The organism is Nocardiopsis oceanisediminis (assembly GCF_048595525.1).
Classification (GTDB): domain Bacteria; phylum Actinomycetota; class Actinomycetes; order Streptosporangiales; family Streptosporangiaceae; genus Nocardiopsis_A; species Nocardiopsis_A oceanisediminis.
Genome location: NZ_JAFMZJ010000001.1, coordinates 2,512,585 through 2,537,433, shown reverse-complemented (window position 1 = coordinate 2,537,433; position 24,849 = coordinate 2,512,585). Strand labels below are relative to the sequence as shown.

Annotated in this window: 24 protein-coding genes; 5 read left to right on the top strand and 19 right to left on the bottom strand. The window is 75.7% G+C overall.

Translation table 11 applies throughout. The annotated features are described in order from the left end of the window. Positions 1 to 167: 167 nt before the first annotated feature. A complete protein-coding gene (locus J0910_RS11300) occupies positions 168 to 785 on the top strand; it encodes an ATP-binding protein (RefSeq protein ID WP_420158458.1) in 618 nt (205 codons plus the stop codon). A 37-nt stretch (positions 786 to 822) separates the two neighbouring features. Here the strand turns inward: J0910_RS11300 and J0910_RS11295 are convergent, their stop codons facing one another. The 10 genes from J0910_RS11295 to map form a co-directional block, all read right to left on the bottom strand. Further along, entirely contained in the window at positions 823 to 1,602 is a 780-nt protein-coding gene (locus J0910_RS11295) for an SDR family NAD(P)-dependent oxidoreductase (protein WP_420158457.1), read from the bottom strand. A gap of 176 nt (positions 1,603 to 1,778) precedes the next feature. Beyond that, on the bottom strand, positions 1,779 to 3,164 hold the full coding sequence (dctA, locus tag J0910_RS11290; protein ID WP_420158456.1) for a C4-dicarboxylate transporter DctA: 1,386 nt from the start codon (positions 3,162 to 3,164) through the stop codon (positions 1,779 to 1,781). A 247-nt stretch (positions 3,165 to 3,411) separates the two neighbouring features. Further along, on the bottom strand, positions 3,412 to 4,179 hold the full coding sequence (locus J0910_RS11285; protein ID WP_420161957.1) for an SGNH/GDSL hydrolase family protein: 768 nt from the start codon (positions 4,177 to 4,179) through the stop codon (positions 3,412 to 3,414). 511 nt (positions 4,180 to 4,690) lie between these two features. Next, positions 4,691 to 5,377, bottom strand: coding sequence for an NADPH-dependent F420 reductase (npdG, locus tag J0910_RS11280; RefSeq protein ID WP_420158455.1), 687 nt, complete (start codon positions 5,375 to 5,377; stop codon positions 4,691 to 4,693). 673 nt (positions 5,378 to 6,050) lie between these two features. Next, the gene (locus tag J0910_RS11275; RefSeq protein ID WP_420158454.1) at positions 6,051 to 6,404 is read right to left on the bottom strand and encodes a hypothetical protein; all 354 of its coding nucleotides are present in this window, start codon (positions 6,402 to 6,404) and stop codon (positions 6,051 to 6,053) included. A 199-nt stretch (positions 6,405 to 6,603) separates the two neighbouring features. Next, positions 6,604 to 7,545 (bottom strand): S66 peptidase family protein, encoded by a 942-nt coding sequence (locus tag J0910_RS11270; RefSeq protein ID WP_420158453.1) that lies wholly within the window; start codon positions 7,543 to 7,545, stop codon positions 6,604 to 6,606. After that, complete coding sequence (locus J0910_RS11265) at positions 7,542 to 9,548, bottom strand: S9 family peptidase (protein WP_420158452.1); 2,007 nt, start codon at positions 9,546 to 9,548, stop codon at positions 7,542 to 7,544. Before J0910_RS11265 ends, J0910_RS11270 begins: the two co-directional genes overlap by 4 nt. Positions 9,549 to 9,596: 48 nt before the next feature. Beyond that, a complete protein-coding gene (locus J0910_RS11260) occupies positions 9,597 to 10,952 on the bottom strand; it encodes a M20/M25/M40 family metallo-hydrolase (RefSeq protein WP_420158451.1) in 1,356 nt (451 codons plus the stop codon). Between the two features lie 81 nt (positions 10,953 to 11,033). Continuing rightward, positions 11,034 to 11,867, bottom strand: coding sequence for a M55 family metallopeptidase (locus tag J0910_RS11255; protein ID WP_420158450.1), 834 nt, complete (start codon positions 11,865 to 11,867; stop codon positions 11,034 to 11,036). A gap of 135 nt (positions 11,868 to 12,002) precedes the next feature. Beyond that, the gene (map, locus tag J0910_RS11250) at positions 12,003 to 12,854 is read right to left on the bottom strand and encodes a type I methionyl aminopeptidase (protein ID WP_420158449.1); all 852 of its coding nucleotides are present in this window, start codon (positions 12,852 to 12,854) and stop codon (positions 12,003 to 12,005) included. Between the two features lie 146 nt (positions 12,855 to 13,000). Here map and J0910_RS11245 point away from each other — a divergent pair, with 146 nt between their 5' ends. Then, a complete protein-coding gene (locus J0910_RS11245) occupies positions 13,001 to 13,213 on the top strand; it encodes a hypothetical protein (protein WP_420158448.1) in 213 nt (70 codons plus the stop codon). Between the two features lie 41 nt (positions 13,214 to 13,254). Here the strand turns inward: J0910_RS11245 and J0910_RS11240 are convergent, their stop codons facing one another. Both J0910_RS11240 and J0910_RS11235 read right to left on the bottom strand, forming a co-directional pair. Then, the gene (locus J0910_RS11240; protein WP_420158447.1) at positions 13,255 to 13,854 is read right to left on the bottom strand and encodes a hypothetical protein; all 600 of its coding nucleotides are present in this window, start codon (positions 13,852 to 13,854) and stop codon (positions 13,255 to 13,257) included. Positions 13,855 to 13,955: 101 nt separating this feature from the next. After that, entirely contained in the window at positions 13,956 to 14,816 is an 861-nt protein-coding gene (locus J0910_RS11235; protein WP_420158446.1) for an alpha/beta hydrolase, read from the bottom strand. A 678-nt stretch (positions 14,817 to 15,494) separates the two neighbouring features. Here J0910_RS11235 and J0910_RS11230 point away from each other — a divergent pair. Then, positions 15,495 to 17,297 carry an endonuclease/exonuclease/phosphatase family protein gene (locus J0910_RS11230; protein WP_420161956.1) on the top strand — a complete coding sequence of 601 codons (1,803 nt, stop codon included), beginning with the start codon at positions 15,495 to 15,497 and terminating at the stop codon, positions 17,295 to 17,297. A 165-nt stretch (positions 17,298 to 17,462) separates the two neighbouring features. Here J0910_RS11230 and J0910_RS11225 read toward each other — a convergent pair whose 3' ends face one another. After that, on the bottom strand, positions 17,463 to 18,119 hold the full coding sequence (locus J0910_RS11225; RefSeq protein ID WP_420158445.1) for a class I SAM-dependent methyltransferase: 657 nt from the start codon (positions 18,117 to 18,119) through the stop codon (positions 17,463 to 17,465). 98 nt (positions 18,120 to 18,217) lie between these two features. Between J0910_RS11225 and J0910_RS11220 the strand changes: the two genes are divergently transcribed. Beyond that, positions 18,218 to 18,694, top strand: a complete 477-nt coding sequence (locus tag J0910_RS11220; RefSeq protein ID WP_420158444.1) for a MarR family winged helix-turn-helix transcriptional regulator — start codon at positions 18,218 to 18,220, stop codon at positions 18,692 to 18,694. Here J0910_RS11220 and J0910_RS11215 read toward each other — a convergent pair. After that, positions 18,657 to 19,124, bottom strand: a complete 468-nt coding sequence (locus J0910_RS11215; RefSeq protein ID WP_420158443.1) for a type II toxin-antitoxin system VapC family toxin — start codon at positions 19,122 to 19,124, stop codon at positions 18,657 to 18,659. The two genes, J0910_RS11220 and J0910_RS11215, sit on opposite strands and share 38 nt — an antisense overlap. Then, positions 19,121 to 19,360 carry a FitA-like ribbon-helix-helix domain-containing protein gene (locus tag J0910_RS11210; RefSeq protein WP_420158442.1) on the bottom strand — a complete coding sequence of 80 codons (240 nt, stop codon included), beginning with the start codon at positions 19,358 to 19,360 and terminating at the stop codon, positions 19,121 to 19,123. Before J0910_RS11210 ends, J0910_RS11215 begins: the two co-directional genes overlap by 4 nt. A gap of 162 nt (positions 19,361 to 19,522) precedes the next feature. On the opposite strand from J0910_RS11210, the gene J0910_RS11205 reads away from it, so the two are divergent. Further along, positions 19,523 to 20,404, top strand: coding sequence for a diacylglycerol/lipid kinase family protein (locus tag J0910_RS11205; RefSeq protein WP_420158441.1), 882 nt, complete (start codon positions 19,523 to 19,525; stop codon positions 20,402 to 20,404). A 307-nt stretch (positions 20,405 to 20,711) separates the two neighbouring features. Here J0910_RS11205 and J0910_RS11200 read toward each other — a convergent pair whose 3' ends face one another. The 4 genes from J0910_RS11200 to J0910_RS11185 all read right to left on the bottom strand — a co-directional run bounded on the left by J0910_RS11200 (position 20,712) and on the right by J0910_RS11185 (position 24,814). Beyond that, positions 20,712 to 21,752, bottom strand: a complete 1,041-nt coding sequence (locus J0910_RS11200) for an ABC transporter ATP-binding protein (RefSeq protein WP_420158440.1) — start codon at positions 21,750 to 21,752, stop codon at positions 20,712 to 20,714. A 142-nt stretch (positions 21,753 to 21,894) separates the two neighbouring features. Continuing rightward, complete coding sequence (locus J0910_RS11195) at positions 21,895 to 22,866, bottom strand: ABC transporter ATP-binding protein (RefSeq protein ID WP_420158439.1); 972 nt, start codon at positions 22,864 to 22,866, stop codon at positions 21,895 to 21,897. After that, positions 22,863 to 23,768: an ABC transporter permease gene (locus J0910_RS11190; protein WP_420158438.1), complete on the bottom strand. Its 906-nt coding sequence runs from the start codon at positions 23,766 to 23,768 to the stop codon at positions 22,863 to 22,865. Before J0910_RS11190 ends, J0910_RS11195 begins: the two co-directional genes overlap by 4 nt. Continuing rightward, entirely contained in the window at positions 23,765 to 24,814 is a 1,050-nt protein-coding gene (locus J0910_RS11185) for an ABC transporter permease (protein WP_420158437.1), read from the bottom strand. Before J0910_RS11185 ends, J0910_RS11190 begins: the two co-directional genes overlap by 4 nt. Positions 24,815 to 24,849 lie beyond the last annotated feature (35 nt).

The window sequence follows — 24,849 nt, the reverse complement described above, 5'->3', positions numbered from 1 at the left end:
TCTCGACATTGTCGAGTTACTGTTGGAGCGTAGCCGGTGACCAGCTCATCACTCAGCGTCTACACAGGTCAGGCTACGGGGCACCCGCACGCGCCGTCCCTGCTTCCGCTGAATCCGCGGGCGCCCGAATCCCAGTCCTCTTCCTCATGCCGTGAGGTGTATTCGCCATGCGCTCCACTCTCGCCCCCGTGCCGCCGCTGCCCGAGGTGACCGTCCCGCTCAACCGGTTCATCCCGCCCGGGACGCGGCACTACTTCAACGGCTCGCCCGACCGCCCCTACCGGCGGCGCCGGTTCGACTTCAACGGCCACCCGCAGTTCATGCCGCTGGTCCGCGCGTTCCTGGACACCTGCGCCGCCCGGCGGGACGGCGACTACCGCTACCTGTTCACCCTGCTCGGCTCGGAACTCGCCACCAACGCCATCCGGCACAGCCGCTCCGGCGGGCCGGGCGGGGTGTTCACCCTGCTCGCCGAGCGCTCCGCCGCCGGCATCACGCTCACCTGCCGCGACGGCGGGAGGGCCGACACGGGCCGGTGGGACGCCCGCGCCCGCTCCTACCTCTCCCCCCGCCCCGGTGCCCTCTCCCCCGACACCGAGTGCGGGCGCGGGCTCGCCCTGGTCGAGCGGCTGGCCAGCGAGTGGGGCGACAACGGCGTCCCGGACTACCGCCAGGTCTGGTTCTTCCTCGCCTACGATCTGGCCGGCAGCGCCTGGCGCACCGCACGGCCCGCGCCCCGCACGTCCTCCGCGTCCCCCGAGTCCTCGGCGGCGGCGTCGGCCTGAGCGGACCGGCCGGGCGGGCGGCCCCCGGCCGGCCGCCTCACAGCGCGTGCCCGCCTGCCACCTGGAGGACCTGGCCGGTGATCCAGCGCGCCTGGCGGGAGGCGAGGAAGACGGCCCCGTCGGCGATGTCCTCGGGCTCGCCGACCCGGCCGAGCGGCACGATGCCGCGCACCTCCTCGGCCTCCTCCTCGGAGAGCCACCCGGTCTGCACCGGGCCGGGGGCGACCGCGTTCACCCGGATGCCGGAGGGGGCCAGGTCGAGGGCGGCGCCGCGGGTGAAGCCCTCCAGGGCGGCCTTGGAGGTGCCGTAGCCGATCTGGCCGGGGAAGGCCCGGGCCGCGTCGGTGGAGATGTTGACGACGCAGGCGCCGCCGCCGGGCCGGCCGCGGCGGGCCAGTTCCGAGGTGAGCAGGATCGGCGCGATCGCGTTCACCTTGTAGCTGCGGTCCAGCGCGGCGTAGGTGGCAGTGTCCACGGTGTCCGGCGACTCGCAGTGCGCCGCGTTGTTGACCAGCACGTCGACCGCGCCCAGGGCCGCCTCCACCTGGTCGAACAGGTGCGCCGCGGCGTCCGGGCCGGACAGGTCCGCGGAGACCGCGACCGCGCCGTCCAGTCCGGCGGCCAGCGCCCGGGCGGCCTCTCCGCCCGGAACGGCGTGCTCCCACCGGGTCCCGGGCGGCGGCGGATCCTGGCTCTCCAGGTAGTGCACGGCCACCCGTGCCCCCTGCACCGCGAATGCGCGGGCGATCGCCGCGCCGATCCCTCCGCTCGCGCCGGTCACGAGCACCGTCTTCCCGGCGAGTCCGGTATCGATCATGGCTCCACACTGTCGGTGCCCTGCGGACGGGGCAAGCCGTCATCCCGGGGCTCCCGCGGAACCGGCCGGGCCCGCCCGCCGAGGGGCGCGGCCCGGCCGCTCCCCGGGGTCCTCCCTCCCCGGGTCCGGAAGGCCGCGGGGCGGGCGGAGCGCTCCGCCCGCCCCGCGGCGCGTCGTCAGGGCCGGGGGTCCTCGGCGGGGGCGCGCTGCCCGGGGCGGGCGCTCGGCGCCGCCTCCGCACCGCCCTCGGCGGCGGGCTCCGGTGCGGCCCGGCCGTCCAGCGCCGCGCGCATCCGGTCCATGTCGAGCTGGCCCTCCCAGCGGGCCACGACGAAGGTCGCCACGCAGTTGCCGAGCAGGTTAATGGAGACCCGCATGGTGTCCATCAGCCGGTCGGCACCGAGCAGCAGGGCGACGCCGGCGGCGGGGAAGGCGCCCAGCGCGGTCGCGGTGGCGGACAGGGCGAGGAAGGCCGAGCCGGGGACGCCCGCCATGCCCTTGGAGGTGAGCAGCAGGATGAGCACCATCATCAGCTGGTCGGTCATGGACATGTCCACGCCGAACGCCTGGGCGAGGAAGATCCCGGCGATGGACAGGTAGATGGCGGCGCCGTCCAGGTTGAACGAGTACCCGGTGGGGATGACCAGGCCGGTGGTGGCCTTGGAGCAGCCGGCCGCGGTGAGCTTCTGCATGATGCGCGGCATCACGGCCTCGGAGGAGGCGGCGCCGATGGCCAGCGCGAACTCGTCCTTCGTGTACCGGAGGAACTTCCACAGGCTCACCCCGGCGAAGACCTTGGCGATCAGCGCCAGCACGAACAGGAAGAGCACCGCCGCGCCGTAGCAGGCCAGCACGAGCATGCCGAAGCTGCTCAGCGACTCCAGCCCGTAGGAGCCGACCACGAACGCCATCGCGCCGAACGCCCCGACCGGCGCGATCCGCATGATCCAGCCGATGATCACGAAGATCGCCTCGTTGACCCGCTCGATCAGGTCGAGGACCGGCTTGCCCCGCTCCCCCATCGAGGCCAGGGCCAGGGCGAAGAAGACCGAGAAGAACAGCACCTGCAGCAGGGCGTTCTCGGCGAACGCGGAGACCAGGCTCTCCGGGATGACGTCCATCAGGAACTGCGCCGCACCGGGCAGCTCCCCGCCGTGGGTCGCCTCGTCGACCGCGGACGCGTCCAGCTGGGCGGGGTCGACGTCGAACCCGGCGCCGGGGCGCACGACGTTGGCCACCACCATGCCGTAGACCAGGGCGAACGCGGTGACCACCTGGAAGTAGACCAGCGCCTTCACACCGATCCGGCCGACCGAGCGGAGGTCGCCGACCTTGGCGATGCCGGTGACGATCACGCAGAAGATCAGCGGGGCGATGGCCATCTTGATCAGCCGGATGAAGCCGTCGCCCAGGGGGCGGAGGGCCTCGCCGATGGTCGGCCAGTGGTGCCCGATCAGCACGCCGGCGATGACGGCGACGATGACCTGGAAGAACAGGGAGCGGTAGAACCGCTTCCGGGGCCGGGGGGTGAGCGGGGGGCCGTCCGCCGCGTCGTTGGCCATGGGCGCGCCTTCCTCAGAACCACAGGGGGGCGTCTCACCATTTGAAAAGCTTTTTCCTCATGGCGAAACATCAGTGCGGCGCAACGGTAATATGCGCCACATCCGAACCGCAAGGCCTCACGACTTTTCGTGTTTCCGCACCGTTGACCTGCCCCCGGTGCGGAGACCCGTGGTCACGCTCCGCACGGCAGCGCGTGACGGCCCGCCCCGGAAGAGGCGGAGGGAAACCGGACCGGGACCGCCCTGTTCAGCCGCTGCGGACCGGAAGCAGCTCCGGGCGCTTGGCCGTGCGGCCGTCGCCCGAGGAGCGGCCGCGGACCCGGCGGGCGATCCACGGGCCGAGGAAGCGGGCCGCCCAGCGGAGTTCGGCGGCCGTGCGGCGGACCGGCCCCGCCGCCGCGAGCGGGGGAAGCGGCTCCGCCCAGGACCCGTCTGCGCCGGGCAGGCCGAGGGCCTCCGCGGCGGCCGCGGCGATCCTGGCGTGGCCGACCGGGGAGGCGTGCAGCCGGTCGGCGCTCCACAGCCGGGGGTCGGTGACGACGGGGTGCCCCGCGGTGTCCAGCAGGTCGGCACCGTGTCGGCGGGCCGAGGCCGCGATCCGGGCGTTCAGCGCGGCCACCCGGCCGCGGAGCACGCGGGCCGCCGGCGCGATCCGGCCGACGTCGGGGAAGGTGAAGGTGAGCACGCGCGCCCCGGAGGCGGTGAGGGCGGCGAGCATCGCGTCGATGTCGGCGGCGACCGCTTCGGCGTCGCAGGAGGGGCGGATCAGGTCGTTCATCCCGGCCATCAAGGTGACCAGGTCGGGCCGGAGCGCCAGCGCCGCGTCCAGCTGCCCGGCTCGGATCTCCCCGGCCCGGCGCCCCCGCACCGCGAGGTTGGCGTAGCGCACCCGGGGCTCGGCGGCCGCGATGTGCTCGGCGAGCCGGTCGGCCCAGCCGCGGTGGCCCCGGACGTCGTCGCCGTCGTTGAGCCCTTCGGTCTGGCTGTCGCCCAGTGCCACGTAGCGCTCGAACACCGTGCCCCCGCTCTCCCGCCGTCTCCCGGCCCCATCGATATCACTCAAAAAATCGAATAGGAAAAGGGGCGGCCATCACTTCTCTCCTCCGGAGGCCTCCTGCCCCTGAGCCGTTGCCGGGAAAAGGCGGCGGGCACAGAAGAACACCCCGCTCCCTCCCCTTCCCCCGATGATCCAGCGGGGAGCCCGGCCGCCACCGGTGCACGTTCCGCGGGGCTGAGCGGCCTCGCCCCCGCCCTGCCGCCCGCGGCCTGCCCGGCTCCCGTCCGCCCCGCTCGCCCCCGGGCAGATCCGGCACGCGCGGAGCGCATCGGCGGAGGTCGGACGGGAGCGCGCCCGAACGCGGGCGGGTCGTTCCGGGAGCCGGGGCCGCCCCCGTCCCGCCCGATGCCCCGGTCAGGGCCGTGCACGGTGAGCAGAGCGATGGGGAGGGGCGAACGGCCTGCGGTCTCACGGAGCGTCACGTTCGCGTGATCGGGCAGGCCCCTCCCCCCTGAGCGCGCCGGGTGGATCAGATGTCGGTGACGCGCAGGCCGGCGTGGGCCTTGTAGCGGCGGTTGACGGCGATGATGTTGGCGGTGAGCGCCTCGACCTGGTGGGCGTTGCGCAGGCGGCCGCCGTAGATGCCGCGGACCCCGGAGATACGGGCGGCCAGGGCGCGCACGATGCCGGTGGCCTCCCGGTCGTCGCCGAGGACCAGGACGTCCAGGTCGACCTCGTCCACCTCCGGGTCGAGCAGGACGACCGCGGAGACGTGGTGGAACGCGGCGGTGACCCGGCTGCGCGGCAGCACGGCCTCGGCCTGCTGGGCGGCGCTGCCCTCCTCCACCGGCAGGGCGTAGGGGCCCTTCTCGTCGAAGCCGAGCGGGTTCACGCAGTCGACCACGATCTTGTCCGCGAGCGCGTCCTCCAGGGAGGCGAGCAGAGCGCGGTGGCCCTCCCAGGGGACCGCGACGATGACGACGTCGGCCGCCCGCGCCGCCGCCTCGTTGTCCGCGCCGCGCACCGCGAGCCCGGTGCCCAGGCCCTCCGCGGCGGCCTGGGCCCGCTCCGCGCTGCGCGAGCCGATGATCACCTCGGTGCCGGCCATCGCCAGCCGGCGGGCCAGCCCGCGGCCCTGGTCTCCGGTGCCGCCCAGCACGGCGACGCTCAGCCCGGACACGTCCGGGAGGTCATGGGGAGTCTTCTGGTCTGCCATGGCTCCGATCATCGCACCCGCGGCCGCCCGCCGGCGCGGCGGATCCGCCCCTGTGCACGGCGGGGCTGTGGAAAACCGGGGTGGCGCGCGGCCGGGCGGGCGCCTACCGTGGTCGGCGACCGGTCGCGGCCGGCGGGCGAAGGGCCGAGAGCACGGAGAACGGACAGGGCCCCGAGGGAATGCGCGCCGCACCGGAGACCCGGCCGACCGGCCGGGACACCCCTGCCCCACCCGCTCTCCACCGTGCTCGGAGGTCCCCCGTGGACGCACCCCCGCCCGGAACCGGCCCCCTCGGCCGCACCGTCTCCCTCGCCGCCCTCCTCCGCCGTGCCCTCCGCGCCCTGCTCCCCCGCACGCGGCCGCGGAAGGCGCCGGCGGGCCGACCGGCCGCGCCTCCCGGCGACGCTCCGCCGGTACCGCTCCCGCCCCGGGTCGGCCACCACCGCCGGCCGGGCCCGGGGCGGGCCGGGCTCCGGGTGTGCAGCGGGGGTCCGGGGCCCCGCCCCTCCGCCCGCGTGCGCGGCGGTTCCGGCGGGCGCCGGGGCGGCGGAGGGCTCCCCGGCCCGGGGCTCACCGGCGGGCGCCGGCCGGCCGTCCCGGGGCGGCCGCACCCCGCGGCGGGCTGGGGCGGCGGCTCCGCCCGCCGCGCCGGGAGCGCGCGCCCGGCGGCCTCTCAGCCGACCGGGAGCCCCAGCTCGCGGAGTTCCCGGATGCGGGCGGCCTCGGCCGCGAGGCGGGAGACGGTGCGCGGGTCGGCGGCCCCGGTCCCGGGGAGCCCTGCCTCGTGCTGGAAGCGGGCCAGGGCGGCCGGCCGGACACCGGGGAGCGCCCCCGGGTCGAGGTGCCCGGTCTCGATGAGCAGCCGGCGGATCTCGGCCGGCTCGGCCTCCGGGAGGACCCGGGCGCCGTCGGACAGCGCCCGGAGCAGCCCTCCGGCGGCGTGCAGCAGCCGGCCGGCGCGGGTGCGCCCGCTCCTCTCCCGGGTGAGCGCTCCGGGTCCTGCCGTGCCTGCGTCGACGGTGGCCATCGGGGATCCCCCTTCCCTCCGCGGTGCCGAACGGCGGTTCTTCCGACCGTCCTGCTCCGAGTATGGGCACGGGAAGGTAAGAGGACATCGGCCGCGAGGTCGGAATCCCGTTGGTCCGAAAGGCGGACGCCCCCGGAAGCGCACCGACGAAGGTCCGGGGTGCCGGCCCCTCCCGGGGGGCGGGGCCGGCGGCCGCCCCTCACCCCGCGGCGGGTTCCAGGGCCGGTTCGTCCAGGACCAGCGTGCCCGCGTCGGCGTCCAGGGCGGCGGCCGCCCCCAGCGCGATGGTGAGCTGGGCCGGGATGTGGCCGAAGCCGAACCCGTCGACCACCGGGACGCCCAGCGGGGCGAGCCGGTCCAGCATCATCGCGCGGATCTCCCCCGGTCCGGGGGTGCAGTCCGCCCAGGAGCCGAGGAGGACGCCGCGCACCCCGTCCAGCCAGCCGCTCCGCAGCAGCTGGGTGAGCATCCGGTCCAGCCGGGAGACGTCCTCGCCGACGTCCTCCAGGAGCAGCAGGCCGCCCTCGGCGGAGGGGCGCGAGTGCGGGGTGGCCAGCCCGTCGGAGAGCAGGCTGAGGTTGCCGCCGATCAGCACGCCCCGGGCCGAGCCGCCGACCAGCGGCTCCGCGCCGGGCGGGGCGATGCGCAGCCGCGACTCCGGCTCGAACAGGTGCGCCCGCAGGTCCTCCTCGGCCGCGGGGTCGCCGGCGAAGTAGGCGGTCCCCACCACCGGGCCGTGCAGGGTGACCGCGCCCAGCTCCACCGAGAGCGCCTCGTGCAGCGCGGTGACGTCGCTGAACCCGATGAACGCCTTGGGTTCGGCGCCGCGCAGCGCGCCCAGGTCCAGCCGCTCCAGGGTGCGGTGCGCCCCGTCCCCGCCGCGCGCGCAGAACACCGCCGCGACGTCCGGGGCCGCCAGGGCGTCCTGGAGGTCCTTGGCCCGGTCGGCGTCGGATCCGGCCAGGTAGCCCAGGTCGGGGTGGCGGTCCCGGGCGTGCGGCTGCACCCGCACCTCCAGCCCCCACCCCTCCAGCACCCGGACCGCGGCGTCCAGCCGCTCCGGGTCGGGCGGGCTGCACGGTGAGGCCACCGCGACCAGGTCGCCGCGGCGCAGCGCCCGGGGACGCCACCGCCGGGTCACGGCCGCAGCTCCACCGCGGGCACCCCCGCGTCGAAGCCGAACACCCGGGCGTACAGGGAGAGCTCCGCCTCCAGCGCGGCGCGGATCGTCTCCGCCTTGCGGAACCCGTGCTGCTCACCCTGGAATTCCAGGTAGGCGTGCGGGACCTCGCCCACCCGCTCCAGCAGCCGGCGGGCCTGCACCGGCGGGCAGATCTCGTCCTCGTCGCCCTGCATCAGCAGGAACGGGGCGGAGATGCCGTCGGCCCGGTTCACCGGGGAGCGCTCCTCGTAGCGGGAGCGGGCCTGCGGCCACGGCCCGATCAGGCTCTCCAGGTACTGCGACTCGAAGTCGTGCGTCTCCCCGGTCCGCCAGCCGACCAGGTCGACGATGGGGTACTGGATCACCCCGCAGGCGAACACGTCGGAGAAGGCCAGTGCGGCGGCGGTGGTCCAGCCGCCGGCGCTGCCGCCCCGGATCGCCAGCCGCTCCGGGTCCGCGCCGCCCTCCTCCGCCAGGGCGCGGGCCACCGCGACGGCGTCCTCGACGTCGACCACGCCCCACTCGCCGCGGAGCCGCTCCCGGTAGGCCCGGCCGAACCCGGTCGATCCGCCGTAGTTGACCTGGACCACGCCGATGCCCCGGCTGGTGAAGTAGGCGATCTCGGAGTCGAGGACGCTCACCGCGCGGCCGGTGGGGCCGCCGTGCACCCACACCGCGTACGGCGGGCGCTCCGCGTCGGCGGCCTGCGCCTCCGGGTTGCGCGGCCGGTAGACGGTGGCGTGCACCTCCCGCCCGCCCGGACCGGCGAACACCCGCTCCTCCGGCCGGGGGGCGTACTCGGGCGGCACCTCGGGCCCGCCCGAGGTGCGGCTCAGCGCGCGCCAGGAGCGGTCTGCCACCGAGACCGCGACGACCTCGGGGGCCAGGTCCGGCGATGCGGCGACGGTCACCACCGTCCCGCCCGCGCGATCCGCCGCGACCAGGCGCGGGGACCACTCGGTGTGCGGGGTGTCCACGTCGTCCAGGGCCCCGGAGTCGGGGCAGAGGATCGCCAGCCGGGTGCTCGCGGTGCCGTGCACCGCCGCGATCAGGCCGCTCTGCAGCGGCAGGATCCAGCGCGGGCCGAGCTGCCACAGCGGGCCGCCGAACTCCTCGGTGAGCGGGGCGAGCGCGACCGGGGCCCGCGCGGTGCCGTCCGGCTCCAGGGTCAGCTGGTAGGGGTTCCACCAGCCGGAGGCATCGGAGACCAGGTAGAGGGTGTTCTCATCGGCCCACTCGGCCTGCACCACCGACTCCCCGGGGCCGCCGGCGACGTCGTGCATGGAGGCGGCGGCGCCCTCCCCGTCCAGCGCCGCGACGGTGAGGAAGGTGGAGTCCCAGGGCATGTCCGGGTGGTCCCAGCCGATCCAGGAGGCCCGGCGCCCGTCCGGGGAGAGCCGGGGGCAGGCCAGGAAGCGGCGCCCGGAGGCGACCACCCGAACCGCGCCGGGGTCCTCGGCCGCGGAGCCGTCCAGCGGCACCGCGACGACGGCGCGCTCGACGTCGGTGGGGGCCGGCCCGGTGTGCTCCTCCCGGATGCACCAGACCTCCCCCTCCTTGCCGGCCACCGGCTCGACGTAGCGCAGTGCCGACGGGGTCGCGGGGGCCGGGGTCAGCGGCACCGGGCCGGTCCGGTCCCCCGGCCGGTAGAGGTAGAGCCGCTGGTCGCCGAACTCGGTGAAGACCACCGCGGTGGCGCCGCCCCCGGCGTCCAGCAGAAGGTAGGGGCGGCCGCCGTACTCGTGCACCCGGGACCGGGCGTTCCACGGCGCGGGCAGCATCTCCTTCGGCCCCTCGTCGGGCTCGTCCAGGCGGGCCCGGCAGAGGGTGACCCGGCCCTGCTCCAGGGGGCGGGGCTCGGTCCACCACACCTCGTCGCCGAAGGCGGCGGGCCACCCCGGCGCACCGTCGGCGCGGGCGACGCTCTTGGCGTCGATCGGCGAGGGCCAGGCCCCGTAGGGGAGGATCGGCACGGCGGTCACCGCGTCCCTTCTGTTGTCGGTGGATCGGAGCGGCTCCGGGGGGTCGGCTCACTCCACCCCGGAGAGCAGCCGGGACAGCACCCGGACACCGGCGCGCAGCGCCTCCTCGGGGACCCGCTCGTCCACGCCGTGGAAGAGCGCGCCGTGGTCGAAGCCGGGCGGCAGCAGCAGCGGGGTGAAGCCGTACCCGGCGATGCCGAGCTCGGCGAACTGCTTGGCGTCGGTGCCGCCGGTCAGGCAGACCGGGACGACGTGCGCCCCGGGGTCCTCGGCGAGCAGGGCCGCGCGCATCGCGGAGAAGACCGCGGACTCCACCGGCGCCTCCACCGGCGGGGAGTGGTGGGCGTACTCCCACTCCACCCGGGGTCCGGTGAGCTCGTCCATGGTGCGGGCGAACAGCTCCTCGCCGCCGGGCAGCACCCGGCCGTCCACCCCCGCGGTGGCGGTGCTCGGGATGACGTTGACCTTGTAGCCGGCGTCCAGCATGGTCGGGTTGGCGCTCTCCCGCAGGGTGTCGCGGACCAGCCTGGCCGCGTCGCCCATCCGGTCCAGCAGCGGCGGCAGGTCGCGCTGCGGGTCGAAGCCGGGGGCGTCCAGGTCGATCTTGACGTTGAGCGCGGCGCCGAGCTCGACGAGCGCCGCCGCGGTCACCGGGGTGAGCCGGTAGGGCCACTCGTGGGCGTCGATCCGCGCCACGGCGGCGGCGAGCGCGCCGACCGCGTTGTCCGGGTTGCCCTTCGATCCGTGCCCGGCGGTGCCGTTCGCGGTGAGCTTCAGCCAGGCGCTGCCCCGCTCGCCCGCGCCCACCGGGTAGACGCGCAGGTCGCGCCCGTCCGGCGCGCGCACGTGCATGGTGTACCCGCCGGATTCCCCGACGGCCTCGGTGCACCCGGCGAACAGCTCCGGGTGCATCCGCACCAGCCACTCGGCGCCGTAGGCGGCGCTGTCCTCCTCGTCGGCGGTGAAGGCGAGCACGATGTCGCGGCGGGGCCGGACGCCGGTACGGGCCCAGTGCCGCGCCACCGCGATCATCATCGCGACGGAGCCCTTCATGTCGATGGCGCCGCGGCCCCACACCATGCCGTCCCGGACCTCGCCGGAGAACGGGTGCACGCTCCACAGCGCCGGGTCGGCGGGGACCACGTCCAGGTGGCCGTGGACCAGCAGGCCCGGGGCCTCCCGGTCGGTCCCGGGGATGCGGGCCACCACGTTGGCCCGGCCCGGCGCGGACTCCAGCACCCGCGGTTCCAGGCCCGCCTCGGCCAGCAGCCCGGCGGCGTACTCCGCCGCGGGTCTCTCGTTCCCCTCGCCTCCGCCGCCGTTGGTGGTGTCGATCCGGATCAGCTCGGAGGTGAACCGCACGACCTCTTCACCGGCGGCGGCCCAGTCTTCGGTGTCGCGCACGAGGCGCCCTTCTGCTCTCGGTCTGCGTTCCGCTGCCCCGCGGACCGCGGCGGCCGCCCTGCGGCCCGCGGCCCTGCCGGGTCACCCGTAGTCCTTCTCCACCGCGTTGGAGATGAGCGTGGTGACCACCTTGAAGCAGCGGATCATGTCATAAGCGGTGGGCGAGGCATAGCGGACGCGCCGCTCCGAGATCTGCTCCACCCCGGGCACGATCGCCGCGGCCCCGGCGAGGTGGGCGGAGTCGACCTCGACCTCCACGGTGAGGGGGCCGTGCCGGACCGGCTCGACCCGGCCGGCCAGCTCCATCGCGGACTCCGCGGCCTCGGCGATGGCCGCGTGGGTGCGGCCCGGCGGCCGGCACACGGCCGCGTAGCGGGAGACGTAGTCCTTCACCGCCACGGTGCGGGCGCGGGGCGCGTACCCCGCGGCGTCGGCGCAGGCCCGGTCGTCCCCGGTGACCAGGACGACGGGGGCGCCGTACTCGGCGACCACGTAGGAGTTGAGCCGCCCCTCGCCGGCCGGCTCCCCGTCCAGCCACACCCCGGTGACCGAGTTGGGCAGGTAGGTGTGGGCGAGCACGCCCTCCTCGCCCGCCCCGCAGTGGTAGCCGACGAACGCGACCGCGTCGATGTCCCCGCGCTGCACGCCCTCCACCATGGAGAGGTCCTTGTGCCGGCCGGTGAGCATCTCGGCCCGCTCGTCCAGCCGCTCCAGCAGCAGGTTGCGCATGGTGGCGTGGGCCTCGTTGACCAGGACCTCGTCGGCGCCGCCGGCGTGGAACCCGGCGATGGCCGCGTTGACGTCGGAGGTGAACATCGACCGGCAGCGCTGCCATTGCTCGGTGCCGGGCTCGACGTCGGCGGGCCAGGTGACGCCGGTGGCGCCTTCCATGTCTGCGGAGATCAGAACCCTCACGGGGGCGACACTATCCGGTACGCCGCAGGAGCCGCCAGGGCCGCACAGGACCCGCTCGCGCTTCTTCCGCGGCCCGCCTTCCGCCGCCCCGCGGGACCGCTCCCTCCCCGCGGGGAGGGGCGCCGGCCCGCCGGGTCAGGGCAGGGTGAGGATCTCCGCGCCGTCCTCGGTGATCACCAGGGTGTGCTCGAACTGCGCGGTCCACTTGCGGTCCGCGGTGACCGCGGTCCAGCCGTCGTCCCATACGTCGTACTCGATGCCGCCCAGGGTGATCATCGGCTCGATGGTGAAGGTCATGCCGGGCTCCATGACGGTGTCCGCGCGCGGGTCGTCGTAGTGCGGGACGATCAGCCCGGAGTGGAACTCCGGCCCGACGCCGTGCCCGGTGAAGTCGCGGACCACGCCGTAGCCGAACCGCTTGGCGTAGGACTCGATGACCCGGCCGATGACGTTGATCCGCCGGCCGGGGCGGCACGCCTTGATGGCGCGCATCGTCGCCTCGCGGGTCCGCTCCACCAGCAGGCGCGCCTCCTCGCTCACGTCCCCGGCGAGGAAGGTGGCGTTGGTGTCGCCGTGCACGCCCTTGTAGTAGGCGGTGATGTCGATGTTGACGATGTCGCCGTCGGAGACGGCGGTGTCGTCGGGGATGCCGTGGCAGATGACCTCGTTCAGCGAGGAGCAGAGCGACTTGGGGTAGCCCTTGTACCCCAGCGTGCTGGGGTAGGCGCCGTGGTCCAGGAGGAACTCGTGGCCGATCCGGTCCAGCTCGTCGGTGGTGACGCCCGGCGCGATGTGCTTGCCGACCTCCTCCAGGGCCTGGGCGGCGATCCGGCCGGCCTCCCGCATGGCCTCGATGGTCTCCGGGGTCTGCACGTCCCCGAGCACCCCTTCGACCGGCCTCTTCTTGCCGACGTACTCCGGCCGCTCGATGGAGGCGGGGACGGAGCGCTGCGGGGAGATGCGGCCGGGAACAAGAGGAGTGGTCATGGTCGTGAAGTCTAGTTCGGCTTCTGGGCCCCCGTGACCGGGCATGGTATCGCCGGACCGGGGGAAGACCCGGGTAGGAACGAGGTGCGCCCGGCTCCGGTCCGGTGCGAGACGATGGGGTCCTCATCTCGGTTGGGAGCGTGACGATGCCTGCGAACCCGATGGATCTCCCCGATGAAGAGCGCTGGTGGTACTGCCTGAAGCACGACGCCCCGGAGAAGGGCCCCGGCTGCCCCGACAAGTACCGCCTCGGCCCCTACGCCGACGAGGACTCCGCCGTGCGCGCCCTGCAGACCGTCGCCGAGCGGAACGAGGCCTGGGACGACGGCGGGGAAGCGGAGAACCGCGACGACTGGTAGCCGCGGGCCGGACCGGGCGCCGCCGGGCGGCGCGGAAGGGGTCAGTCCGGGTGCCGGGGGCCGCTCACCACGTCGAGGAAGCGGGAGAGCCGCTCCCGGAAACCGCCCTTGCGGCGGTCTTCGACGCGCCCGGCGGCGGTGCTCACCAGGTGCTGCAGCCCCTCGAAGGTGACCGGGGAGCGCCCCGGCTCCAGGCTGATCGCATCGTGCGCCAGCGTCTCCAGTTCGCGGTCGCCGTGGTCGAGGGCGAGGACGGTGGCGCCGGAGCGGCGGGCGTCGTCCACCCGCTCCAGGAGCGGGATCGGCGCCTCGGGCGCGTCGTTGACCACGAACAGGGTCTGGCCCCGGCCCGCGTCGGTCAGCCGGTCCAGGCCGATGGCCAGGTGCGGCGGCGCACCGGGCGGCGGGTTCCACCGGACCAGGCTGGGGGCGAGCTGGGGCAGACCGGAGAAGCGGGCCTCATCGCCCAGGTGGGCGGCGAGGTGCCACGGCTCCTCCGCCGGGGTGCCCAGCAGCATCAGCCCGCCGGGCGCGTCCGTCCGGCGCAGCGCGCGGGCGAAGTCCTCGGTGCGCTCGACCCACGGCGTCGAGGCCAGGAGCTCGCGCAGCAGTGCGACATGTTGGGCGTCCACCCGTCCCATGGTGCCGCACGGCCGCCCGTCCGCGCAGCGCTTCGCCCCGATCGGGGGCGGCCGGAGCGCGCCGCCCCGCGCCGCCCCGCGCCGGCGGTCCGTGCGGCGGCTCAGCGGACCGCGTGGTCGGCCAGCGCGACCACCGCCGCGATGAGCTCCTCTCCGTCGAAGAGCACCGGGTCGTTGTGGCCGGCCCCGGCCACCGCCACCTCGGCGTACGGCTCGGCGGCGGAGGCCGCGACCCGGCGGCTCTGCTCCGGCGGCACGACGGCGTCCTCCTCCCCGTAGACGACGGTCACCGGCGCGTCCAGCGCGGCGACGTTCTCCGCGACGGGGTAGCGGTCCCGGAGCAGCGGCCCCACCGGGACCAGCGGGTAGTGGTGCCGCCCCAGCGCCGCCAGGTCGGTGAACGGGGAGCGGAGCAGCAGGGCGGCCGGCGGCCGCTCGACCGCGAGCCGGGACGCGACGCCGGTGCCGATGCTCTCCCCGAAGTAGACGGTGCGCTCCGGCGGGAAGCCCAGTTCCTCTTCGAGCGCGCGCTGCGCGGCCCGCGCGTCGGCGGCGAGCCCCTCCTCCGACGGGCTGCCCGGGTTGCCGCCGAAGCCGCGGTAGTCGAAGAGGAGGACGGAGAAGCCCTCCGCGGTGAGCGCCTCGGCCAGCGGAAGCCGGTTCTCCCGGTCCGCGGCGTTGCCGTTGGCGACCAGTACCGCGGTGTCCCGGCCGGCGCCCCGCGCGGGCAGGAACCAGGCGCCCAGCCGCAGCCCGTCCCCGGTGCGCAGTTCGACGTCGCGGGCGCCGGCGACGCGCCCGGCGATGGGCGGGACCGGCCGGTCGTCGGGAAAGTAGATCACCGACCGCTGGAACGCGTAGACCGCCCCGACCGCCAGCGCCGCGGCCAGCACCAAGGCGACCGGCAGGACCACCGCGACGCGCGGCAGCGCGCTCCACGCCCCCGCCGAGGATCCGCCCACGCCCTCCTCCTCACTGTGCCCGCGGCCCGCGCCGGCCCGCGCGGGCCGGCACTCCGCTCCTCCACGATCACCGGGCAGGGGCGCCGGAGGCAAGGCCGCGGCGGCCCCGCGCCCCCGTTTCCGCCCCGGCGCGGGCCCCGTCCCGCCCCGATCGGCCCGCGCGGTTCCCGCCCCGGCCTCGCGGGGCGGCCCCGGCTCGGCCGCGCGGCCCGAACAGGGGCGGAGCGGATTCCTCCGGAAGGCCGCCCGGCCCGGAGGCACCGGAGGCCGAGGCCCGCGTTCCGGCCGGTGCATCCGGCCCGCTCGGCGCTCCGGCGCCCGGGGCGCCGGCAGGCCCGGTTCCCGCCGCCGGGCGCCCGGTTCCGGAACCGCCGCCCCGGGGCGGCGGACCGCGCTCCGGTCCCCCGCGCTTCCCCGAAGAGAACCGGTTCCAGGATCTGGAATCCGCCCTCGGCCGACCGCCCGGCCTCGGCCTCCGCCGGCTCTCCGGCCCCGGAGGCGGGCTCCGGGGGAAGACGCGTTCACTCCCGGTCTTCCCGGCGGCAACGGGGTTCCGGCATCATCGGACCGCCCTTCGACCGCAACCGGAAAGGCGCAGGAGTGTCCCGCTCACTGAGAACCGCGCTTCCCTTCCTCCCCCTCTCCCGCCTCACACCTCCCCCCGGCCGGCGCCGCGCGCTGCGCGCCGGTGCGGCGGTCGCGGCGGCCGCCGCCCTCGCCGCGCCCGCCGGAACCGCCGCGGCCGACACCGCGGACGTGCGCATCCACGACGTCCAGGGGACCACCCGCACCTCGCCCTACGCCGACCGGCAGGTGTCCGGCGTGCCCGGGGTGGTCACCGCCGTCGCCGCCTCCGGCCCGGTCCGCGGCTTCTGGTTCCAGGACACCGAGGGCGACGGCGACCCGCGGACCAGCGAGGCGCTGTTCGCCTACACCGGGGACACCGCCCCGGACGTCTCGCCCGGGGACGAGGTCGCGGTGACCGGGACGGTCGACGAGTACTCCCCCGCCGAGGGCGCGCAGACCGTCACCCAGATCTCCCGGGCCGAATGGGAGGTCCTCGGGAGCGGCGCCGAGCCGCCGGCCGCGGTTCCGCTCGGCCCCGGAACCCTCCCGGAGGCCTACGCCCCCGAGGGCGAGGACATCGGCGGCCTGGAGCTCGACCCGGAGGCCTACGCCCTCGACTTCTGGGAGTCCTCCGAGCACATGGTCGTCGAGGTGGCCGACGCCCGGGTGGTGGGGCCCACCGACTCCTACGGCGCCCTGTGGGTGACCACCGAGCCGGAGCAGAACCCGACGCCGCGCGGCGGGACCGCCTACAGCTCCTATGACGACCCCAACGGCGGCCGGCTCAAGGTCGAACCGCTCGCCCCGGACGAGGTGCCCGAGGCCGACGTCGGCGACGGGCTGGCGGGGACGACCCGGGGGCCGCTGTACTACTCCGCCTACGGCGGCTACCTGGTGAAGGCCGCCGAGGTGGGCGAGCACGTCGACGGCGGCCTGGAGCGGACCCGCGCCCGGGAGCCGGAGGACGGGCAGCTCTCGGTGGCCTCCTACAACGTGGAGAACCTGTCGGCCGGCGCCGATCAGGAGGTGTTCGACCGGCTCGCCGAGGGGATCGTGGACAACCTCGCCGCGCCCGCCGTGGTCGGCCTGGAGGAGGTGCAGGACGACAGCGGCCCGGACGACGACGGCACCGTCACGCCCGAGGCGACGCTGAAGCGGCTGACCGACGCGGTCTCCGCCGCGGGCGGCCCGGACTACCGGTGGCGGCAGATCGACCCGGAGGACGGCGCGGACGGCGGGCAGCCCGGCGGCAACATCCGCAACGTCTTCCTGTTCGACCCCGAGCGGGTCTCCTTCACCGACCGGGAGGGCGGCGACGCCGCCACCCCGGTGGAGGTGGTGGACGGCGCCGGCGGCCCGGAGCTCAGCGTCTCCCCGGGCCGGATCGCCCCCGCGGACCAGGCATGGCAGGACAGCCGCAAGCCGCTGGTCGGCGAGTTCGAGTTCGAGGGGCGCCGGGTGTTCGTGGTGGCCAACCACTTCTCCTCCAAGGGCGGCGACCAGCCGCTGCACGGGCTCACCCAGCCGCCGCGGCGGACCACCGAGGAGCAGCGGCACGCCCAGGCCGAGCTGGTCCGCTCCTTCACCGACGAGCTGCACGCGGCCGACCCCGGGGCGGACGTCGTGGTGATGGGCGACCTCAACGACTTCTGGTTCTCCGACACCCTCGCCACGCTCACCGGCGGCGGCCTGCGCAACCCGATGGAGGAGCTGCCCGCCGAGGAGCGGTACAACTACGTGTTCGACGGCAACTCCCAGTCGCTCGACCACGTCCTGGTCGGCGGGGCCTCCGCCGGCACCGCCGAGTACGAGATCGTCCGGATCAACTCCGAGTTCTACGACCAGGTCAGCGACCACGACCCGCAGGTCCTCCGGTTCACCCCGGGCGGCGCCGCGGGGAGCGGCGGCTCCTGACCCCCGCGGCCCCGGCCGCTCAGGCCGGGGCCGCCCCCGTCCGCTCCTCCGGCGGCGCGGCCGCCGGGGCGCTCCCGGGCCTCGGGGACGCCCGGTGGGCACAGGGCGGTCCCGCCGCCTCCGCCCTTGCCGCTCCCCCGGCCCGGGGCCGGTCCGCGCCGGGCGTCAGTCCAGCGGGACGGCGGTGCGGACGAACCGGACGACGGCCGGGGCGAACGGGTTCGAGGTGCGGATCAGCGTGCTCCGGGCCGTACCGCCGGTGAACAGCCCCTGCTCCTTCGCCGCCCGGTCGAGGATCCGGAACGGGGCCTGCGGAACGTCGTAGACGACCAGCCGGCCGCCGGGCCGCAGGACCCGGTGGAGCTCGGGCACGGCCGCGGCCGGATCGCCCCAGTGGTGCAGGCTGAAGGTGGACAGCACCACGTCGAACGAGGCGTCCGGGAACGGCAGGTCTCCGGAGGAGCCCTGGAGGACCCGGGCCCCCGCGCCCAGCGCCCCCAGTCGGCGGCCCGCCTCGGCCACCATCCCCGGCGCCGGGTCCACCCCGCGCAGCTCCAGGTCCGGGCGGTAGCGGGCGATCTGCCCGAGCACGGTGCCCGGCCCGGTCCCCACGTCGAGCAGGCGCCCGCCGGTCGGCGCCGTGTCCGCGACGTCCTCGGCGAACCTGCGGTACACCCCGCGTACCAGGCGCGGGGCGAGCACGGCGTAGATCCTGCTGCCGCGCTCGCCGAAGAGGATGTCGTCGGCATGGTGCCGGGCCCGCGTCGAGGTGGCGGGAGCGGCGGTCCCGCCGGACGGTTCGGTTCCGGTCGTCGACGGCATGGCGCCTCCAAAAAGTTGTATGGTGCAACTGTTTTGACGGTACGCCAATTGGTTGCGCCACACAACCTTTTCGGCCCTGCCCTCCAGGGAGCCCCGACATGCCCGACAAGGAAACGGCCGGAGGACCCGCCTCCGCGCGGCTGCACGCCCTCGTCATGGACCTGGTCCGCACCGGCGGATTCCTCGACCCCGACCAGGCGGCCCTCCCCGGTCGGCCGCTCACCCTCTCCCAGGGGTTCGCCCTCCACGAGCTGGAGGTCTCCGGGCCGCTCTCCCAGCGCGCGCTCTCCGAGCGGCTCCGCCTCGACAAGAGCAGCGTCAGCCGGATCGCCGCCGACCTCCAGGCCCAGGGGCTCGTCGAGCGCGACCGCGACCCCGCCGACCGGCGCGTGCTGCTCCTGCGCATCACCGACGCCGGCCTCGCCCTCCGCGCCCGCCTGGCCTCCGGCTTCAACGCCCGCTTCGACGCCTGGACCTCCCGCATGGCCCCCGCCGAACTCGACGCGCTCCTGCTCGGCCTCCCCGCCCTGATCCGCGTCATGCACGAGGACCAGGAGGAGGCCCCCATCCGCTGACCCTCGCCGAGGAAGGGATCGCGCGGACCGCGTCCGCCTCAGCGGAGGTCGCGCACCCGACACCGCAACCCGGCACGGTCGAGAGCTCGGCGTCCACCGTCACCAGGTCGGCATCGAGGACCTCCGCGAGGGCCGCGTAGACGGCGCCATAGGGCCGCATATCGTGCCGCAGCTCCCAGACCCGCGGGAGCAGCGGAAGACGGTCGTACCGGCGGAGGCCCATGCGCCCCAAGAGCTCCAGAGCGCTCCGCGCCTCTTCTTCTTCGAGTCTCCCCCCTCTCACCAGACCTCGGAGGACAGAAGTGCATTCCAGGTCGGCCGCGCAGGGAACCGCCGGGTTCCGCCCCGCGACGGCGGCGCGGACCCGCTCCGCCGCGCCGTCGGCCCCGACGAGGAACTCCACCAGCGCGGAGGCGTCGAGAACGATCACGTTCCGCGCTCCTCACGCATCGCGGCGAGCGCGTCGGTGACGTCGGCGGCGGTCACCGAAGTCCCTGACGCGAGCGCCCGCGCCCGCTCGGCGGCCTCCTCCGAGGAGAGGGTCTCGGCCTCTCCTACGAGCACCCGCAGGACATAGGCCTGCAGCGACTGCCCCGATCGCGCGGCTCTCCGCTTGAGGGTCTCCAGGGTCTCTTCGGGAACGTCCCGCACGTGAATGACGGCCATGGAACAGAGACTCCTCGAAACGCAAGCATTCTGCTTGCACGCGGACCATCGATATGCGCCCCGGCCGCCGGACGGCGCCTCGGGAGAAGCGGGGGACGGACCCGCATATGCTCGACTGACCGACGGCCCCTGCCCTGCGGGCCTTGAGACCAGGGAGCGCGCATGCTCGTCATCACCAACTCCGCCGCGGGCGGCAGCGACGACGGCCTGGTGAAGGCGGCCGCCGCGGAGCTGGGCGGGGCCGAGGTCGCGCACTGCTCGTCTCCGGAGGAGTTGGACGACGCGCTGGAGCTGGGCCACGGCACCGTGGTCGCCGCGGGCGGGGACGGCAGCCTGCACGCGCTGGCCAACGCGCTGCACCGGCGGGGCGAGCTGGCCGAGCGGACCGTCGGCCTGATCCCGATGGGCACCGGGAACGACTTCGCGCGCACCCTCGGGCTGCCGGAGGACCCGGTGCGGGCCGCGGCGCTGCTCCGGGAGGGCGCCGAGCGGCGGCTGGACCTGATCGCCGACGACGCCGGGGAGATCACCGTCAACGCCGTGCACCTGGGCGCCGGGGCCGACTCCACGCTGGCCGCCGAGGCGTGGAAGACCCTCCTCGGCCCCGCGGGCTACCCGGCCGGGACGATCAAGGCCGGGCTGGGCACCCGCGGGCACCGGGTGCGGATCGCCGCCGACGGGCGGACCGTGCTGAAGGACCGCAAGGTGCTGATGGTCGCGGTGGCCAACGGCCGCTACATCGGCGGCGGCGCCGAACTCTCCCCGAAGAGCCTCCCCGACGACGGCATGATGGACCTGATCGTCTCCCGGGCGCTGCGCTTCCGCCGCCGGATCCGCTATGCGCTGCGCCTGGCCAGCGCCTCGCACATCGCCGAGCCGGACGTCCGCCACCTGCGCGCCCGGACCGTCTCGGTCCGCACCGACCCGGCCAACACCAGCTCCGACGGCGAGGTCCGCCAGGGCGTCACCGCGCGCACCTGGCGGGTGCTCCCCGGGGCGTGGAACTTCCTGGTCCCGCTGGGAGGGAGCGGCTCCCGCCGCTGAGCGGGGAGAGGCCGCTCCGAGCGGGAAGGGCCCGCGCTCCGGCGGGGCGGGCGCCCTGCGGTGCCCCGCTCCGCCCGGCGGCGGCCCCGGCCGGGGGCGGCACCGCGTCCGTGCCGGAGCGCAGGGGCGGGGGCGCGGTACCGGTGGCGCCCTCCGATGGAGGCCGTACCGCTGCCGCCTGGGAGCGGGGAGCCGCCGGTAGAGCGCATGGAGCGCGCGGCCGGCGGCCGCCGCGGCACCCGCCGGTGGGGCCCGGACCGGGCGGCCCCCCGTCCCTCCGTCTCCGTCCCAGCGGGGCGGCCCGGTACTACCCGTCCCGGTGGTGCAGGCGGGCGTGGTGGCAGGCGGCCCGCTCCCCGCCGGACGCGGGCAGGATGCCGGGGTCCTCGGTGCGGCAGCGGTCCGCGATGCCCTCCCGCTCCGCCTCGCCCGAGGCGAGCACCGGGCAGCGGGCGTGGAACCGGCAGCCGGACGGGATCCGGGTGGGGTCCGGCGGCTCGCCGGCCAGCACCTCCGGTTCGCCCGCGCCGGATTCGGGGAGCACCGACAGCAGCGCCTTGGTGTAGGGGTGGCGCGGCTCGGAGAGCACCTCCTCGACCGTACCGACCTCCACCACCCGGCCGAGGTACATCACCGCGACCCGGTCGGCGATGTTCCAGGCCAGGCCGAGGTCGTGCGTGACCACCAGGGCGGAGAGCCCCAGCTCGGCGCGGAGGTCGAGGATCAGCCGGAGGATCTCTCCGCGCACCGAGGCGTCCAGCGAGGCCACCGGCTCGTCGGCGACGATGACCTCGGGGTCCAGGATCAGCGCCCCGGCGATGACCACGCGCTGCCGCTGCCCGCCGGAGAGCTCGTGCGGGTAGCGGGTGAAGAAGCGCTCCGGCGGGCGCAGCCCGGCCCGGGACAGCGCGTCGGCGACCCGCCGCTCCTCCTCCGCGGTGGCGCCCTCGTGGATGCGCAGCCCCTCGGCGACCGCCTCGTAGACGGTGTGCCGGGGGTTGAGCGAGCCGCTGGGGTCCTGCTGGACCAGCTGGACCCGGTGCCGGTAGCGCTTGAGCGCCCGGCTCCGGTAGTCCAGCGGCTCGCCGGAGAACAGCACCCGCCCCTCGGTCGGGCGGACCAGCCCGAGCAGGGCCCGGGCCAGCGTCGACTTGCCGCAGCCGGACTCGCCGACCAGCGCCACGATCTCGCCCGCGCCGACCTCCAGGTCGACCCCGTCCACGGCGCGCGCGGTGCCCCGCCCGCCCCTGCCGGGGAAGGCGACCCGCAGCCCGGCCGCGGCGAGCACCGGCGGTACCGCCGTCTCCCCGGCCGCCTCGGCGCCCTCGTTGTGCAATCGGACCGTCATCCGGTCTCCTCCTCTGCCCCGCCCCTGGTCACTGCGGTCTCCGCCGGCCCTGCCGGGGACCACCGGGCACCGGCCCCCTCCGGCCCGCCGGAGCCGGAGGGGGACCGGGCCGGCCGCCGTACCGCCCGCGGCGGTCGGCGGGTCACGCCGGCTCCTCCGCCCGCACCTTGACGCAGGCGGCGCTGCGGCCGCCCGGCACCGGGTACAGCACGGGGTCCACCTCCGCGCAGCGCTCCTCGGCGACCGGGCAGCGCGGGCGGAACGAGCAGCCCCCGGGGAGGTCGGCCGGGTCCGGGGGGTCGCCGGGCAGGCCGCGGGGGGCGCGGCGGGACGCCGGGTCGCCGATCCTGGGGAAGGCGGCGCTGAGCGCGGCGCCGTAGGGGTGCCGGGCGTCGGCGACGACGGCGGCCGCCGGCCCCTCCTCGACGATCCGGCCGGCGTACATCACCGCCAGCCGGTCGCAGGTGTCGGCCAGTACCGCCAGGTCGTGGCTGATCATCAGCATGCCGATGCCCTGCCCGCCGACCAGCTCGTCGATCAGCCGGAGGATCTGCGCCTGGATCATCACGTCCAGGGCGGTGGTGGGCTCGTCGGCGACGATCAGCTTCGGCTCGCAGGCCAGCGCCATCGCGATCATCACCCGCTGGCGCTGGCCGCCGGAGAGCTCGTGCGGGTAGGAGCGGGCCCGCCAGCGGGGCAGGCCGACCCGCTCCAGCAGCGCGCCGACCCGCTCCGGGACCTCCGCCCGGGGGGCGGTGCCGTGCAGCAGGATCGGCTCGGCGATCTGGTCGCCGACCCTGCGCACCGCGTTCAGCGAGTGCATGGCGCCCTGGAAGACGATGGAGGCGCCGGCCCAGCGCACCGCGCGCAGCCGGCCCCAGCGCATCCCGATGACGTCCTCGCCGTCCACCCGGATGGTCCCGCCGATCCGGGCGGTCTTGGGCAGCAGCCGCAGCAGCGCCAGCGCGACGGTGGACTTGCCGCACCCGGACTCCCCGGCCACGCCCAGCTTGCTGCCGGGCTCCACGGAGAAGGAGACGCCGCGCACCGCGGGCGCCTCGCCTCCGGCGATGCGGTAGGAGACGGTCAGGTCCTCGACTTCGAGCAGGGTCATCGGCGCTCCCGGAGCCTGGGGTTGAACACGCCCTCCAGGGCGCGCCCGCACAGCGTGAAGGAGAGGGCGACCAGGGCGATGGCCAGCCCCGGCGGGACCATGTACCACCACATGCCGGAGCTGATCGCCCCGGCGTTGCGGGCGTCCTGCAGGACGCCGCCCCAGGAGATCGCCCCCGGCGAGCCCAGGCCGAGGAAGGAGAGCGTGGACTCCATCACGATCGCCTCCGCGACCAGCAGCGTGGTCTGCGCGATCACCACCGGCATGACGTTGGGCAGCACGTGCCTGAGCATCACGTGCAGGTGCCCGCCGCCGAGCGCGCGGGCCCGCTCGATGTAGGGCCGGGCCTCCACCGACAGCGTCTGCGCGCGGACGATGCGGGCGGTGGACGGCCAGGAGGTCACGCCGATCGCGATGATGATGGTGAGCGTGCTGCGCTCCAGGACCGCGGCCAGGGCGATCGCCATGACCAGGGCGGGCAGCACCAGGAACCAGTCGGTGATCCGCATCAGCACGTTGGAGGCCAGGCCGCCGAAGTGGCCCGCGATGACGCCGATCACGGTGCCCAGGGCGACCGAGACGAACGCGGCGAGGAAGCCGACCGTCAGCGAGATCCGCGCGCCCCAGACCACCAGGTCGAGCACGGAGCGGCCGAAGGTGTCGGTGCCCAGCGGGAACTCCGCGCTCGGCCGCTCGAACCGCTCGCCCGGGGCACCGGTGACGCTGAGCGCCTCGGGCGGGATGAACAGCGGGGCGGCCGCCGCGACCAGGACCGCGAGCACCAGCGCGGCCAGGCCGAACAGCCCGGCCCTGTTCTCCGCGTAGGAGCGGGCGTACTTCCGCAGGGCCGCCCGGCGGCGGGCCCGGACCACCGCGCGGCGCGACGCCGCCGGGGCGGTCACGTCCGCACCCGCGGGTCGAGGAGCGGGTAGACCAGGTCGGCCAGGAGGTTCATGATGATCACCGCGCTCGCGAAGATGACGAACAGCGCCTGCACCAGCGGCAGGTCGGGCACCTTGAGCCCGGAGTAGAACAGCGACCCCAGGCCGGGCCAGGCGAAGACGGTCTCGATGAGGATGACGCCGCCGAAGACCCGGCCGAGGTTGAGGAAGATCAGGGTGACGGTGGGCAGCAGCGCGTTGGGCACCGCGTGCCGGCGCAGCACCAGGTCGTCGCGGAGCCCCTTGGCCCGCGCGGTGGTGAGGTAGTCCGCGCCCATCTCGTCCAGCACCGAGGAGCGCATGATCATCAGGTACTGGGCGTAGACCACGGCCACCATGGTGGCCACCGGCAGCACCATGTGGTGGGCGACGTCGACCGCGGTGTCCAGCGCGCCGGCGGTGCCCGGCGAGACCATCCCGGAGGTGGGGAAGAGGCCGGGCAGCCAGCCGGTCCCGGAGGCCAGCACCACGATGAGCAGCAGGCCCAGCCAGAACGACGGCACCGACCAGAGCAGCAGGGCGACCGCGGAGCCGACCCGGTCGCCGGCCGAGCCGCGGCGCCAGGCGGCCCGGGTGCCCAGCACCAGGCCGAGCACGGCGGCGATCAGGGTGCCGGTGCCGGCCAGCAGCACGGTGGGGCCGATCCGCTCGGCCACCAGCTCGGCCACCGGGCGGTGGAACTCGTAGGAGACGCCGAGGTCGAAGCGGAGCATCCGCGCGCAGTAGTCGAGGAACTGCTGCCACAGCGGCTGGTCCAGGCCGAACTCGCGGCGCAGCGCCTCCATCTGCTCGACGCTGACCTCGCGGCCCTCGGTCATCGCGGCGACCGGGTCGCCGGGCAGGATGCGGAAGAGGAAGAACGAGGTGACCATCACCGCGGCCAGGGAGACCGCGGCGGTCAGCAGGCGGCCGCCCAGGTAGCGCAGGACGCGGCCGGCCCTGGGCCGGGGGCCGGGCGCGGCGTCCGGGGCGGGCGGCGCCGCCCCGGCGGTCTGGGTATCGGTCAACGGAGGCCTTTCACTCGGGCCCGCCCGGCCCCCGG